The organism is Zhongshania sp. R06B22, from assembly GCF_040892595.1.
Lineage (GTDB): Bacteria > Pseudomonadota > Gammaproteobacteria > Pseudomonadales > Spongiibacteraceae > Spongiibacter > Spongiibacter arctica.
On record NZ_JBFRYB010000001.1, the window covers coordinates 1,956,632 to 1,971,045 of the forward strand.

The window sequence follows — 14,414 nt, forward strand, 5'->3', positions numbered from 1 at the left end:
CTGACATTACTAGGTGTAGTCCGATTAGAAGGTGAGTGCGACACCTAAGGTAAGCGAATCACTGCGCAAATGAACTTGGTAGTCTGTTTGGTAGCGGTCGAAGCTCGACATGGCGACACGACCTTCTTCGTCCGGTAAATAACGTTTGGCGCCGGCACTTCTGCCATGGAAGGCTTTATAGAGTGCTTTTAATCCCATTTTCACTAGCGCTTTGGTGGCATCATTCCCGTGTTTGGCGGTTTTCTGGTCCATCCATACCCGGTTAAAACGGGCTTGATTGGCGTTAAATGCCTGGAATTGACCGGTGGTCTGGTCGCGTTCAATACAAAAGCTGATAGTGGGGCGGTAGTTTAGTTTCTCATTCTTTGATGGGGTGATGTCGTTAATGGATTCTGTGTCCCAGACACCAGCAACGGCGGTGCATGGTATTAGCCCGCAGGTCAGTAAAAACAAACAATGATATTTGTTGATCCAATGGTTAAGGCAGGCATAAGCATTTTTTATATTATTCATTGCTGTTAGTCTCCCTAAGCTGAGTTGAAGCTGTTGGAAAAAAGTGTACGCGCCCGCATACTAAGGGTGAATAAGTAGATGTACTTCACATACCTAGGTCTTTCATGGATAGCTGTTTCGCGAGTGAAAGACGCTTAAGTGATGAAGCCAAGATAAAAGTGCAAGGGATTAGTATAGATGCGGGTCTTATTGATAGAAGATGATGCAAGCGTAGCCGAATATATTGTGAAGGGCTTGCGTGAAAGCGGGTATCAAGTTGAGCACGCTGCCGATGGAAAAACCGGTTTGGTCAAGGCGACCACTGAAGATTACGACGCGCTTATTGTCGATCGCATGTTACCCCATGTTGATGGACTCACCATTATCCAAACACTGCGGGCGTCAAATGACAGCACCCCTGCCTTGATTTTAAGCGCATTGGGTGAAGTGGAAGATCGCGTTAAAGGCTTAAAGGCCGGTGGCGACGATTATCTTGTGAAGCCATTTGCCTTTGCTGAATTATTGGCCCGTATCGAGGTCATGTTGCGTCGCCAAGAAGCGGGTTCGGCTGTTACCCGTTTGAAAGTGGCTGACTTGGAAATGGATTTGCTGGCGCACAAGGTCTCCCGTGCCGGTCAGCCTTTCAATTTACAGCCCAGAGAATATAAATTATTGGAATACTTGATGCGTCACGCCGGTCAGGTTGTTACCCGCACCATGTTACTTGAAAACGTGTGGGACTATCATTTCGATCCGCAAACCAATGTGATTGATGTGCATATTAGTCGCCTGCGCCAGAAGATCGATAAAGGCTTTGATAAACCCCTGCTGAACACAGTTCGCGGTGCTGGATATATGTTGGATGATTCTCAGTAAAATCTTTAGTAGTTTCACCTTTCGTTTTTTGGTCAGTTATGTCGCGTGGCTCAGTGTTGCAGTATTTATGGTGCTGGCGCTGATCTATGCCTTCATTGCGTATGACTTTTTTGCCGAAGTTCATCACTCGGTAGAAAGCGAACTGGGGGCCTTAAGTCAGTCTTATGAGACCGGTGGCGCCTCAGCGGTTGATGAGTTTGTAAAAGACCATAGCGGTCCAGATCGCCTTATTCGATTTTTCTATTACGTGGGTGATGAAAATCTCAATAAAATTGCGGGCAATCTAGATCAGTGGCCCGACAGTCAAGAGTATCGCAACGGCTGGCTGGGCTTTAGTTTTGAATCTTTAACGAGCCCCTCTGACTATATTGGCACCGAGTTTGTGGCGCGGTCTCGGCAATTAGCTGGCGGCGAACATGTGCTGGTAGCCCGGCATTACGCCGATGTACTTAATAGCACTAAATTAGTCGGCGGCGCCTTAACCCGTAGTATGGTCGCGACTATTTTATTGGGCACCATTGGTGGCGCAATCGTCACGGGATTAACGCTTAGGCGAGTCGAACATATCAATGTCACCTTGCGACGTATTATGACCGGTGACCTATCCGAGCGTATTGACACCAATGCGAGTAGTGGCGACTTTCTGCGCTTGTCTGAAAGCGTCAATCAGATGCTCGACCGAATAGAAGCCTTAATGGCCGGGGTCAGGCAGGTTTCGGACAATATCGCCCATGATTTGCGCACACCCTTAACACGGCTAAGAAACAAGCTCAGTGATTTACATGAAAATTGCGATGACTCCGCAAGTCGAGATCAATTGGAAATGTTAATTGAAGAGGCGGACGGTTTATTAGGTACCTTCAGCGCCCTGCTGCGTATCGCGCAGGTCGAGACTGGTCACCGTCGTTCCGGCTTTGCTGAGGTCGATTTATGCACTTTGGTAACGGATGTCATCGAGCTTTATGAACCCCTGTCGTCAGAGAAAAATCAGACTTTTCATACTGGCTTGGCGAAGGTCGGCAGCTTTCACGGTGATCGGAATCTGCTATTCCAAGCGGTGGCGAATTTAGTCGACAACGCGATTAAATATACTCCCGAGGGTGGTCGGGTGCAGGTCAACCTGGCGGTTGAAGGCGGTATTGTTAGAATTGAAGTTGCTGACAGCGGCGTGGGTATTCCCGAAGAAGATCGAGAGCGGGTATTTCAGCGCTTTTTCAGGGTGGAGCACAGCCGCAGCCGACACCCTGGCAACGGCTTGGGCCTGAGTCTAGTGCAAGCGGTTGTCCGCTTGCATGACGGCTATATTGAATTAAAAGATAATAATCCCGGCTTGCGGATTGTGTTGCGCTTTCCGCGATAATACTAAGGTCTTTGGCGAGGAAAACGGCCGCTACTTTAAACTGAGATGCTCGGTATTCGGCACGCGATAAGTTGTTTTCGGTTTTGGGTCTAGCAGTGGGGTGCCTGCGCCACAAAGACTTAGATTACTGCTTGGTGCTACTACAATTTTTGATTCCGAAGGGGGCATTATAGTCTCCCCTGCAGGCGCAAGGCTGATATGGTCTGTGTCTGGGGCGGGCAGCGGTATCGCCTCATTCTGAGTTAGCGTTTCGCCGGCAGCGGCAACACTTAAACCCCCAGTGTCGGGAGCGGCGATAGGCGGATAATAGCGCTCATCGTCGCTTAATACTGGCGTACCGTTAGGACATAAGGACAGTGTCGACGAGGGCGATGATTGCTTGGCGGCAGCCTCAGGAGATTCTTGATCAGCATGTGGCTCAGTCGCCGTGGGCACCACTTCGGTAATCACGCCAATACGGCTAAAAGCCTCCTGATAGCGCTTTAGCTCGGTGTGATCGAGATCTTTGCGAACGCGGCTGGGTTTGCCTGTGAGTAGCTTGGCTACTTGCTCGGCAGGGCGTTTGAATAGAGTGGCGAGTTTATTAATGGCGACATCACGCGATACGCCGGGGGCGACGTTACCAGTCAAAATCAGGTCGAAGCGGGTATCAGTCATGTATTGATTATGGCTAGCTTATTGGATCTATTCAACTGTGCAGAGAATTTAGCTATATGGCGATGAAACTGCCGAAGTGCGGCGAGCGAGTGTTAAGATGTGCCGAATAAATATAGACGTGCTGGAGAAGTCTGCTGAGTAATATCGACTTAGAAACCGTGCCGACTAAATTCGCACGTTCGCTGCTTAACCTTGCCGCTGAAAGGGGTTACGACCACAGTGGCATATTGACGGTAGCGGGGATTGGCTTTAATCCCCTGAATAGTCGTTCGGCAGGCTATCAGGCCAATATCTCAGCTATGCAATACACTAAAGTGTATCAGCAGGTCATGAGTCTTTTGCAGGATGAAGCCTTTGGCTTAATGCTGGGCCAGAGCGTTAGCCCAGGTGCTTTTCGGATGATGTGCTACTGCATTATCGGCTGTGAAAATCTGGGCGCGGCGATCAAGCGCGCCTGTGAATTCTTTCGCACATTTTACGATGCCGATGCACAGATCTACTTAGATACCCGTAAAGATAACGCCATCGTTGGATATGGCAGTATAAAAAAAGGCTTTGCCGGCGATAAAGTGGATGCCGCTGATCTCTACGGTTTATCTATTTGGCATCGCTTCTTTTGTTGGTTGGTGGGCAGCAATATCGAACTGAAAGAAGTGCGCTTCGCCGGGCAAGCGCCCTCAGGGAAGAGTCGCGTAGAGAAGTATCAGCAGTTGTTTTCCTGCCCCGTATATTACGGCCAGCTTCGTGATGAGTTCGTATTTGATACCCGTTATTTAGCCTATCCCCTAGTTCATAATGAGCGAACCTTAAAAGAGTTTTTACGTGCCGCACCGTATCCCTTAATGGTGATGAGCGGCGCGCGTGACGACGGCAGTTTAGTTGCGCGAGTCCGAGCCATGATTGGTCACGATTTTTCTCAGGGCTTTCCGAGTTTTGAGCGCATCACAGACGCCTTAAATATGTCGGCGCCAACTTTGCGTCGCCGTCTGAAAAAAGAGGGTACAACCTTCCAGCAACTGAAAGATGAAAGCCGTCGAGACGCGGCGATGGCCTACCTCGGAAACTCCGAATTATCTATTAATGCGGTTGCGGCATTAATGGGCTTTACAGACCCATCGGCTTTTCACCGCTGCTTTAAAAAGTGGACGGGCACCACGCCAGGTGAATATCGTCAGCAAGAGCGTGAAAACAACCGCTAAACGCCTGAATACAGAGACGGCTTATAATTGCCGCTAGTAATTACGGACTGTTTTCTTGTTTGTCCGTCCTCCTGATTTTTTTAACTCTATGTTTTATATGGTTTTTTAAAAAATCTGTCAGTGTGTTGACCGAAAATGCCATTGTCCTAAACCGCCGTGACAGTTCATTGTGCTTGCCGTGGCCACCTACTGGCCCCATGACTTTCATCCCTAGTTCGGCAGGACATACCATGGCAGAAGCATTTATTTATGATGCGATTCGTACTCCGCGTGGCAAAGGCAAGCGCGGCGGTTCGCTCTACGAGGTTAAACCAATTGACTTGGTCGCCAATCTTTTAGAAGCACTTAAAGATCGCAATGACTTAGATACCACGAAGGTGGAAGATTTAATTCTAGCCTGTGGCGAGCCGGTTAAAGAACAGGGCCAAAACATCGCCAAAGCGGCGCTGGTATATTCGAGCTGGGATGATGTTACTACCGGCGCACAATTACATCGTTTTTGTGCGGGCGGCTTAGATGCCGTTAATATGGCGGCGGCCAAAGTCGCCGCAGGCTATGAGGACTTAGTCGCCGCAGGTGGTGTTGAATCTATGTCGCGCCTGGGGATTGGCGCGAGTGGCGGCGCAACGGGCGATCCTTGGGTCGCAATGAAAAGCTATTTTATTTCCCAGGGTTTGGGCGCAGATATGATTGCGACCATGGACGGTTTTAGTCGCGAAGATGTTGACCGCTATGCGGTAATGTCGCAGCAGCGGGCGGCCCGGGCGCGTGACGAAGGTTACTTTAAATCTATCGTACCGGTAAGGGATTTAAACGGCGTCACCATTCTAGATCACGATGAGTTTATTCGTGGTGATTCATCCTTAGAGGGCTTATCTAAACTCAAGCCCGCGTTTCAAATGTTCGATGATTTCGGCCATGGTGGTGTTGCCAGGTTGAAGTATCCGCAATTGGAAAATATTAATTGCGTACATACGCCGGGCAATTCCTCTGGCATCGTCGATGGTGCTGGGCTAGTACTGGTCGGCAGCGAACGTGCAGGCAAAGAACAAAACTTAACACCAAGAGCCCGCATCCTAAGTTGTGCTCTAGTCGGTACTGAACCCACCATCATGTTGACCGGTCCGGCGCCGGCGACTGAAAAAGCCCTTAAGAAAGCCGGTCTCACAGTTGATGATATCGACTTGTTTGAGCTTAATGAGGCCTTCGCATCAGTCGTATTACGCTATCAAAAAGTGCTCAATATCCCCGATGAAAAAATCAACGTGAATGGCGGCGCCATTGCCATGGGCCATCCGATAGGTGCCACCGGCGCGATGATTCTGGGTACCTTGCTGGATGAGCTTGAGCGTCGAAATTTGAAGCGCGGTGTGGTCACGCTGTGTGCGGGCGGCGGAATTGGTATTGCCACCGTCATCGAGCGTGTTTAAGGCGCCAGTTTAAGACCACAGAATATGTTTGCAGGTGTTACTGCAAACGTGAATGGGTATAAGAATTAACGGTGGGCCAGCAAGCTAAATAGCGGCCACCGAATACAGAGAGACAAATATCATGGCATATATTCGCTTGGAAAAAGACAGCGACGGTATTGTAGAACTGATTTTTGATCAGCCAGGTAAAACCGTTAATACCATGGGTCGTGAATACGATGAGGCTATGCGCGCAGCGGTTGCCGAATTAGTTGCTATGGTTGCCGACGGCGGCGTAAGCGGTGTTTATGTGCGCAGCGGCAAACCGAAGCAATTCTTTGCTGGCGGCGATATTAATGAAATGTTGAACATGGATTTAAATCCTGCTGCTGAGGAAAAAGCGGCGATGTACGCCGGTGTAATGGCAACAAAAGCTCCCTTGCGCCAGCTCGAGACTTTGGGTGTTCCGGTGGCCGTTGGTTTAAATGGTCCCGCATTGGGCGGCGGTTTTGAGATTGCGCTGGCCTGTCATTACCGCGTTGCAATAGCTGGAATTCAAGTTGGTTTGCCAGAGGCGATGATTGGTCTTATGCCTGGCGCCGGTGGCGTGGTGCGCATGACCTATTTGCTTGGTATGCAAGAAGCGATCGGCCTGATCAGTCAGGGTCGCCGACTTAAGGCAGATAAGGCCTTAGAAAAGGGACTATTGCACGAACTGGCGGACGATGAAGCCGATATGCACGCCAAGGCAAAAGCCTGGATTAAAGCCAATGCTGGCGCTGTGCAGCCCTGGGATCAGAAGGGCTATATTATTCCCGGCGGTGGTCCAGATGAGGTCGCTAATCAAGGGCTGATCTTTTTTGGTCCTGCTAATGTGATGGTGCAAACCAAAAACTTGATGCCGGCTCAGAACGCGATTTTTGCCTGTGTTGTTGATTGTGCGCGAGTGGATTTTGACACCGCACAAAAAATTGAAGGCCGATATTTCTTAAGTTTGTTATTAGATCAAACTGCTCGGAATATGATGACCACCTTTTTTGTGCAGATGGAGGCGCTGAATAAGGGCGCTAATCGTCCTGATGTCAGCGAGCGGTTTAAGTGTAAGAAGCTCGGTATTATCGGCGCAGGACAGATGGGTGCAGGTATCGCCACAGTGGCTGCCCAAAAAGGTATTCAGGTTGTCCTTAAAGATATTAGTCAGCAAAACGCCGATCGCGGTCGAGCTTATGCTGAAGCCTTTTTTACTAAGGGCATTTCAAAGGGCAAGATGACAGAGGAATCAATGCATACCTGTATGGCTCTAATTCAAGCGACGGCCGACTACGCTGATTTGGCAGGCTGCGATATGGTGATCGAAGCCGTTTTTGAAGATCGTGGTATTAAGGCGGCGGTGACCACTGAGTGTGAAGCGGTGATGGCAAGTGACAGCGTATTTGCGTCTAACACCTCGGCTTTACCGATTTCAGAGTTGGCGCAGGCCAGCGTGCGGGCGCAAAATTTTATTGGTATGCATTTCTTTTCGCCGGCCGAAAAAATGCCTTTGGTGGAGATCGTTCGCGGTAAGCAAACCTCGGATGAAACTTTAGCTAAGGCCTTTGATTTGGCGCAGCAGCTTGGGAAAACCCCTATTGTGGTGAATGATGCGCCGGGCTTTTTCACCACCCGCGTGATCAGCAAAACCGTCACCCAAGGCGCGATCATGCTGGAAGAAGGAGTGAACCCCGTATTGATCGAGTCTGCAGCCCGAGATAATGGTTCACCGGTTGGGCCGCTGGCAGCGATTGACGAGATCAGCCAAGAGACGGCGTATAAAAACGGACAGCAATCCAAGGCAGACACTATTGCTCAAGGGCGTGAGTGGCAAGATAATGCCGCTTCACGGATTTTAGATCTTATGGTCAATGAATTCGGTCGCAAGGGTAAAGTGCACGGCGGCGGTTATTATGAATACCCCGCTGCTGGCAAGAAATACATATGGCCTGGCCTGAAAGATGCGTTTGCAGCACAGGGTTACGTTGATATTCCCTACCAAGACATTAAAGATCGACTTACTTTCAGTCAGTGTCTTGAGGCGGTGAGAGCGATGGAAGAAGGCGTAATCGATGTTGTCGGTGACGGTAATATTGGCTCCATTATGGGTATTGGTTTTCCAGCCCAAACCGGTGGTGTATTTCAGGCAATAAATGCCTATGGTCTCAAAGCATTCGTATCGCGCGCGCAGGAGTTAGAGGCGCGTTATGGTAATGATTTTACGGTACCTGCACTGTTGCTGAGTCGAGCTGAGAGTGGTGAGTTGTTCCGCTGAGAGGCTCTCTGCAACGTTTATAATCAAGGCCAGCGCAATGCTGGCTTTTTTTTGCCATGATAGTTAGCTCAGAAGCGCTTACTTAAAATTCGATCTTATTATTTGCGGCCACTTGTAAAAGGGTATTCGCTTAGTTATTTTATCAATTCTCATAATTGTTGTGTTGTCGGAGTACAAGTGCCGTATTTCCCGTGTTTTCAGCCAATTATTGATATCAATCGGATGTCAATTGCAGGGTATGAAGCGCTTGCCCGGACCCGGACCAAAGACGGTCAGCTGATCTCTATAGGCGCGCTGTTTAGTGATCCCAGTTTCAATCGTGCAGAACTGCTTGCCATAGACCGGAGTGTGCGTAAACAAGCTTTGGCTTACTTTGCCAAAAGTGAACAGAACGTTTTCTTGTCACTAAATTTATCGCCTGAGTGGATGGATCATATCAGCGATGATATGCCGGTGCCGACAATTGAAATGGCGCAATCCCTTAATATTGACCCAAGAAGAGTGTTGATTGAATTTGTTGAAGGCGCGGGGGAAGATGCCAATATGCAGAAGCTGCTGGCGCGATATCGCGCCGCAGGGATGAAAATTGCTATCGATGATTTTGGTTCTGGCTCCTCCCATTTAGATCGTATTATTACCCTTGAACCCGACATTATTAAACTGGATATGAATCTGTTCAAGCGCGCTATGGCCGGTGGGGTGTCCCAGGAAGTTGTGCAAAGTATTTCTCATTTAGCGCGTCGCACCGGAAGTCATTTATTGTGCGAAGGGGTGGAAACTGAGCAAGAGTTTTACTTTGCGTTAGAGTGCGGTGCACGCTATGTGCAGGGCTACTTCTTTTGGCCGGCCTTGCCGGAATTTATAGACCCTAATTCGCCAAGTGACATTATTCGCAAACTACTTGGCGGCTTCGTTAGTCGTAATCTCCAAAGAGAGAAGCAGCTGATGCGGTATATGGAGGAAATGGAATATTATTTTCTTTCGGTCCAGGCCGCTATTAATGGCGAGCACTTAGAGTTTGAGACCTTAGCTAAGGCGCCTAGCGGTTATTTGAGAGTCTTTTTGTGCCGTCATGATGGTGAACAGATTTCGCCAAATTATGAGCTACTTAATGGTGCCAGCGGCAGAGCTTGGCATGTTGATCCAGAAAATTGCGGTGCGAATTGGTCTATGCGGCCCTATTTTTATCAAGCTTTGGCAGCAACGCAATGGGGGCAAAAGAGCCAGGTCGCCTCGCAACCGTATCGCGATATTCGCAGTGGTCGCCTGTGTCAGACAATAGCAAAGGTATTGTCTGACGATAGAATATTGTTTGCAGATGTTCTTTGTTTTGGTGAAGACCATAGAGACCAGCATGGCAATAGTTTTTACCTACGGTAGCTTGATGTGTAATGACATTATGGCTGCGGTAACGGGCGTCGATTTGCCTAGCGACGCCGCAGTTATCGTCAACTTTGCACGCTACGCCCTGCGCGGACAGACCTTCCCCGCTATGGTTGCGGAAGATTTGGCGAGGGTAGACGGACGCGTATATTATGACGTCGATGAGTCGGCGCTGGCGCGCTTAGATGTTTTTGAAGGTGATTACTACCAGCGTTGTAGCGTGTCAGTAAATACCTCAAATGGGACACGTCTTGAGGCCCAAGCCTATGTTTTGCGCGACGTTCACCTCAGTCTGTTAGCCGATTGGGGCTGGGATTTTGAGCATTTTCTAGCGCATGGCAAAAAGGATTTTACAAGTCGGTATCTGGGCTATCAAGGCCTGCCTTAGACGCAAAGTTAATAAATTCTTCGCTAATAATATTTCGTGGTGATGCGCCGAGCATAAAGCACTTTTTTCGAATGCTCTTTACAAATTCATTGCCACCGCAAATATAGATTTTTTGGCCACGTAAATTTGAAAACTCGGTGGAGAGGATTGTTTCAATATTATCGATGTCGCTAGTCTGGTAGGAAAACGTCGTTACGCTATGTTGCAGTGCAGTGAGCGACTGCTCGGCATAGTTTTTTCCAGTTTTAGCCGCGGCCAGTAGGTGAATGTTGGCAGTATGTTGATGATCAATAGCGTCGCGGGCAATGCCGATCAACGGCGCGATACCGGTGCCCGCGCCAATGAGTATTAGTTTTTGCTCAGGCTGATCTTGCTGGTAAACAAAACGTCCTAAGGGACCTTGTAGTTGCAGGCGGTCTCCGACTTTTACAGTGTCAGATAATGGTTTGCTTAAGGCGCCATTGGGATAGACACGGATATGTAGTTCAATAAAGGGATCGAGGCGGGCAACGCTAGCTATAGAGTAGCAGCGGGCGATGTTATTTATCCAAAGAGTAATATATTGGCCCGCTCGCCAACGCAGACGGCAGTTTAGGCGCAGACATAAAGTGTGCTCATCCAGCAAAAATGATTCGCTGACAGTTGCCGGTATTTTCTGCGCCTGCAAATCAACTTTCTGTAATTGCATGTCCTGATCTGGAATACAGCGGCATGCTAAAAAATAGCCCTGGCGAATTTGTTCCGCGCTTAAGCCTTGTTGACAGTCTTCTGGGATTAGCTTGATATCGGCTTGTAAGGTACAAGCCTGGCACGCACCAGCCCGGCAGCCATAGGGAATGGCGACATTATGTCTGAGTAAGGTGTCGAGTACTGATTCATTGTCGGCGTTGGTGTAACTGCATTCTTGATAGTAAATAGCTGGCATAGAGTGTTCGCTGCAGTTTGCTTTGAGTGAGTTATGCTCACTCTGAATAATGAGATTGAGGTCTTATAGTGAGGGGTATTGGCAAGCTTATCAAATAAAGCGCTTGTGCGGATGTGATCAAGTGAGCAATAGCGCTTGCTGAGACCTAGTATCGCGACGTTATAGCTAGCCGATACATTGGTGCAGTAGATTCCGCAAAATTAATTATTTTGTGATGCTGGCGTGGCCGAAAATAGCTTAATCTAGATCGGGAGTTATCAGAGGGGCTCGGCGTGAACGACAAAGCTTATGAGGATGCCATTGTTAAATCATGGCATAAAAATGTAGATGCGTGGACAAATGCTGTGCGTGGCGCTCAAATTAGCAGTCGCGTTACCGTTACTGATGCAGCTATTGTCAATGCTGTAGTAGCGCGGGCACCGACATCGGTTTTAGACCTGGGCTGCGGGGAGGGTTGGTTAGTGCGCGCCTTAACAGACCTCGGCTTGTCGGCGGCGGGTTTAGACGTGGTGCGAGACTTGATTGCTAAGGCTAGCGCCCGCGGTGGTAAATTTAAGGTTTTGTCATATCAGGAGTTCGCCGCAGGAAAGTGGCCACACAAAGTTGACTGTGTGGTGTGTAATTTCTCTCTTCTTGGCAAGGAACTTGTTGGGGATGTGCTGCGGGCTATGCCGGCGATAATAGGTGCTAGCGGCCACTGCATTATTCAAACACTGCATCCAGCTTATGTTGGCGAGCCCTACTGCGACGGTTGGCGGCAAGGAAGTTGGTCCGGTTTTAGCAGTGATTTTGTCGAGCCGCCGCCCTGGTATTTTCGGACCCTATCATCGTGGCTATCGCTGTTTGCTGATTGCGGTTTGCATTTAAAGGAGTTGATTGAGCCTCTGGATACGGACACAGGACAGCCGGCCTCGCTGATATTTGTGTTGGCGAGCGCAGGCAAAGCTTAAAGATTTACTGTTATTGTATATACCTTTGGCGTAATAGCCGACACAGAGGCTATTTTTCCGCGCTTTAGCTCTTAGCCATAATCCCCTACACTTTGGGGTCTTAGTTTTTTTGATTGATCGTTGCCTTACCGTCAGGCGAGCGCACAGGAGCCCAAAGCAGTGAATAATACCCATAGCATAGTAGTTGGTTATATTTTGTGGATATTTGGTTTTATGGGCGCGCATCGTTTTTATTATGGTCGGCCTATCAGTGCGACAATTTACTTTTTTACCCTAGGCCTGTTCTTAATCGGTTGGTTTGTCGATTTATTTCTTATTCCAAGTATGGATCGTGATGCCGACACCAGTTACACCGCCGGTTCTAGCAGTTACACCCTCGCGTGGATATTGCTTACTTTTCTTGGGGTTTTTGGCTTGCACCGATTTTATATGGGGAAGTGGGTGACCGGGATACTGTATCTATTGACCGGCGGGGTGTTTTTACTGGGTATCATTTACGACTACTGGACTTTGAACCAACAGCTCAGCGACAAGAATGCGCGTTTGTTCAGTTGATTCTTTAACCCCCCCCTTAATACCTAGACCTAAATTCAGGCCCTAAAAGATTGGGCGAAGTGGGCTCTAATGTTATTGATCGCTGTAGGGGCTCCAAGTGCGTTGATCCAGCGAAATAAAATAGTCTTGGTCGACCTCGATGACGGTACTGCCTTCGTTCTGGGAGACAATAGCGGTTTGGGGCAGGTTTGCGGATAGGTCAGCGGCCCGAAAGGAGCTTGTGTCGAACACCTTTTGTTCATAAATATTAGCAAGCAATTGTGATATAGCTTGGTGGCTGCTGGCTTGCTTAATATGAGATACCGCATCGCTGCGCTGCAGCCCCGAACCGATAATTTTTACCGCGACCGGAATATGGGTGATGGACGGTGACGGTAGCTCGCGCATTCCTGAGATCTGCATTTTGTCGCCGCGCAATCCAGCGCCATGCTCAGGTATGAGGACAACCACAATATTGCGGCCTGATTTTTCCAGCTGGTCTAGAAAGGTGGCAAGTTCATCAAACAGTTTTTTAGCTCGGCGCTGATAGCTTGGCACCCCAAATGATAGCGACTCATTGAGAATTCGATTGCCATCGTGGAGGCTTGTGGTGTTGTACAGGGCGGCAACTTTACTAGCGCCAGAGTTTCTTCGCTCTTGCCACCAGGCCTTGAGTATTCCAGCGTCACTGTAGATAGGCGCCCCGGTAAAATCCTTTTGAGTGGCCTCTATTCCAGCAAGGGGGAAGGGCGAGGAGCTTATTCCGCTATAAAGTTGGGTTTTTTCTAGGAAGGCGTCAAACACCCCGTCGTGGTTCATAAGGAGTTCTTTACTGTAGCCCAATTTCTCCAATTGATTGAATAGCTGACACTCGGCGTTGACCGGACCATAAAGACTGTTGTGGTCGGCTTGACCGCAGCTAGCGCGACTTAATCGAATGACCGCAGGGCCGCTGTAACTGGTGGCCGAGTTAAAGTTATCGAAGACAATATCGAATTTCTGAAACAGGGAGTGATCTTCTAGGCCGGCGAGCTTGATATCGTCGACGCCGAGCGAACATACGCTTAGCAAGAGTATATCGAATGGGGTGTTTTGGGCCCAGTCGCTAGAGAACGCCGTGGTGCGTGATTTTTCGGTTTTGAAAAAATCATCCAGATATTGATTCAGTGCGCTATTACTGGTGTTGCTGGGTACGCTAACGGAGTTATTTACCACGGTATTTATTATTGGTGCATTTCTCGGCATAGCCGAAAACGAGCTTATACCGCTAGCGAGTATGGCTAGAATGACTATCGATGTGACTCTAAATACTTTGGCTGCAAAATAGTAAATAAAGCCGGCAGCAATGCCTCCCAAAATCATATTGATGGAAACGAGGCGGGTAAGTAGTTCAATGATATAGGCTAATTCAAAGCTAAGTAATTGATCTATTTGTGCGAAAAGTCGCGACAGTGGCGGCATAAACGAGTCGTAATGTAGGAGTAGGGCGGCGATGGGAATGGCGACGATGTTACGAAGGAGTCGGCCATAATAGTGGCGAATGGGAAGTAATAGGCAGGCGGCAAATGTAAAGTTTTCAAGGCCGTGAAAATCAATTACCCCTTGAAAATATAAGCCAATCTTGCATATAAAGTAGAGATTCCACCAACCTAGGCCCGCAGGTAGCACCACATTTTCGACTGGCACACTAGACTTCGTTTTCATGCCTCTACCTTGGAGTCTTGCTCGTCACTGGTTTGCTGGATGGTTTGCTGAACAGTCTGCGGGATAGCCTGTGAGGTAGCTTGGTAGGGTCTGAGAAATCTGGGTTTGATGAGATGTTTACGAAAAGACAGCAGTAAATATCGACCGATGTCACGCAGTGTGAAGCCAATAAAAACACCGGCACTGAGTGATACGACGAGGGTGAGTAAAAAACTTCTAATATCCATAGGGT

At 48.7% G+C, this 14,414-nt stretch carries 14 protein-coding genes; 9 read left to right on the forward strand and 5 right to left on the reverse strand.

What is annotated here, in order from left to right; genetic code table 11:
• Positions 1-24: 24 nt before the first annotated feature.
• Positions 25-513 (reverse strand): hypothetical protein, encoded by a 489-nt coding sequence (locus tag AB4875_RS08885; RefSeq protein ID WP_368375707.1) that lies wholly within the window; start codon positions 511-513, stop codon positions 25-27.
• Positions 514-690: 177 nt separating this feature from the next.
• Between AB4875_RS08885 and AB4875_RS08890 the strand changes: the two genes are divergently transcribed.
• Positions 691-1,368 (forward strand): winged helix-turn-helix domain-containing protein, encoded by a 678-nt coding sequence (locus AB4875_RS08890; protein ID WP_368375708.1) that lies wholly within the window; start codon positions 691-693, stop codon positions 1,366-1,368.
• Entirely contained in the window at positions 1,355-2,728 is a 1,374-nt protein-coding gene (locus AB4875_RS08895) for a sensor histidine kinase (protein WP_368375709.1), read from the forward strand. The genes AB4875_RS08890 and AB4875_RS08895 overlap by 14 nt, the downstream gene beginning before the upstream one ends.
• Before the next feature lie 30 nt (positions 2,729-2,758).
• On the opposite strand, the gene AB4875_RS08900 is transcribed toward AB4875_RS08895, so the two are convergent.
• A complete protein-coding gene (locus tag AB4875_RS08900; RefSeq protein ID WP_368375710.1) occupies positions 2,759-3,385 on the reverse strand; it encodes a hypothetical protein in 627 nt (208 codons plus the stop codon).
• A gap of 158 nt (positions 3,386-3,543) precedes the next feature.
• Here AB4875_RS08900 and AB4875_RS08905 point away from each other — a divergent pair, with 158 nt between their 5' ends.
• From AB4875_RS08905 to AB4875_RS08925, 5 genes are all read left to right on the forward strand, one after another.
• Positions 3,544-4,584, forward strand: a complete 1,041-nt coding sequence (locus AB4875_RS08905; protein ID WP_368375711.1) for an AraC family transcriptional regulator — start codon at positions 3,544-3,546, stop codon at positions 4,582-4,584.
• A gap of 230 nt (positions 4,585-4,814) precedes the next feature.
• On the forward strand, positions 4,815-6,014 hold the full coding sequence (locus tag AB4875_RS08910) for an acetyl-CoA C-acetyltransferase (protein WP_368375712.1): 1,200 nt from the start codon (positions 4,815-4,817) through the stop codon (positions 6,012-6,014).
• Between the two features lie 121 nt (positions 6,015-6,135).
• Entirely contained in the window at positions 6,136-8,298 is a 2,163-nt protein-coding gene (locus AB4875_RS08915) for a 3-hydroxyacyl-CoA dehydrogenase NAD-binding domain-containing protein (RefSeq protein ID WP_368375713.1), read from the forward strand.
• 177 nt (positions 8,299-8,475) lie between these two features.
• Complete coding sequence (locus AB4875_RS08920; RefSeq protein WP_368375714.1) at positions 8,476-9,678, forward strand: EAL domain-containing protein; 1,203 nt, start codon at positions 8,476-8,478, stop codon at positions 9,676-9,678.
• On the forward strand, positions 9,653-10,069 hold the full coding sequence (locus tag AB4875_RS08925; protein WP_368375715.1) for a gamma-glutamylcyclotransferase family protein: 417 nt from the start codon (positions 9,653-9,655) through the stop codon (positions 10,067-10,069). Before AB4875_RS08920 ends, AB4875_RS08925 begins: the two co-directional genes overlap by 26 nt.
• Here the strand turns inward: AB4875_RS08925 and AB4875_RS08930 are convergent.
• Positions 10,032-10,994, reverse strand: a complete 963-nt coding sequence (locus AB4875_RS08930; protein ID WP_368375716.1) for an FAD-binding oxidoreductase — start codon at positions 10,992-10,994, stop codon at positions 10,032-10,034. The genes AB4875_RS08925 and AB4875_RS08930 overlap by 38 nt on opposite strands.
• A gap of 272 nt (positions 10,995-11,266) precedes the next feature.
• Between AB4875_RS08930 and AB4875_RS08935 the strand changes: the two genes are divergently transcribed.
• The gene (locus AB4875_RS08935; RefSeq protein WP_368375717.1) at positions 11,267-11,944 is read left to right on the forward strand and encodes a class I SAM-dependent methyltransferase; all 678 of its coding nucleotides are present in this window, start codon (positions 11,267-11,269) and stop codon (positions 11,942-11,944) included.
• Between the two features lie 159 nt (positions 11,945-12,103).
• Complete coding sequence (locus AB4875_RS08940) at positions 12,104-12,499, forward strand: NINE protein (RefSeq protein ID WP_368375718.1); 396 nt, start codon at positions 12,104-12,106, stop codon at positions 12,497-12,499.
• Positions 12,500-12,571: 72 nt separating this feature from the next.
• Here AB4875_RS08940 and bcsG read toward each other — a convergent pair whose 3' ends face one another.
• Positions 12,572-14,182 (reverse strand): cellulose biosynthesis protein BcsG, encoded by a 1,611-nt coding sequence (gene bcsG, locus AB4875_RS08945; protein WP_368375719.1) that lies wholly within the window; start codon positions 14,180-14,182, stop codon positions 12,572-12,574.
• Positions 14,179-14,409, reverse strand: coding sequence for a hypothetical protein (locus AB4875_RS08950; protein ID WP_368375720.1), 231 nt, complete (start codon positions 14,407-14,409; stop codon positions 14,179-14,181). The genes bcsG and AB4875_RS08950 overlap by 4 nt, the downstream gene beginning before the upstream one ends.
• Between the last annotated feature and the right edge of the window lie 5 nt (positions 14,410-14,414).

Coding starts and splice junctions, on each gene's coding strand:
- AB4875_RS08925 (WP_368375715.1), top strand. CDS start 9,653: ATGGCAATAGTTTTTACCTACGGTAGCTTGATGTGTAATGACATTATG.
- AB4875_RS08950 (WP_368375720.1), bottom strand. CDS start 14,409: ATGGATATTAGAAGTTTTTTACTCACCCTCGTCGTATCACTCAGTGCC.
- AB4875_RS08895 (WP_368375709.1), top strand. CDS start 1,355: ATGATTCTCAGTAAAATCTTTAGTAGTTTCACCTTTCGTTTTTTGGTC.
- AB4875_RS08900 (WP_368375710.1), bottom strand. CDS start 3,385: ATGACTGATACCCGCTTCGACCTGATTTTGACTGGTAACGTCGCCCCC.
- bcsG (WP_368375719.1), bottom strand. CDS start 14,182: ATGAAAACGAAGTCTAGTGTGCCAGTCGAAAATGTGGTGCTACCTGCG.
- AB4875_RS08885 (WP_368375707.1), bottom strand. CDS start 513: ATGAATAATATAAAAAATGCTTATGCCTGCCTTAACCATTGGATCAAC.
- AB4875_RS08915 (WP_368375713.1), top strand. CDS start 6,136: ATGGCATATATTCGCTTGGAAAAAGACAGCGACGGTATTGTAGAACTG.
- AB4875_RS08910 (WP_368375712.1), top strand. CDS start 4,815: ATGGCAGAAGCATTTATTTATGATGCGATTCGTACTCCGCGTGGCAAA.
- AB4875_RS08930 (WP_368375716.1), bottom strand. CDS start 10,994: ATGCCAGCTATTTACTATCAAGAATGCAGTTACACCAACGCCGACAAT.
- AB4875_RS08890 (WP_368375708.1), top strand. CDS start 691: ATGCGGGTCTTATTGATAGAAGATGATGCAAGCGTAGCCGAATATATT.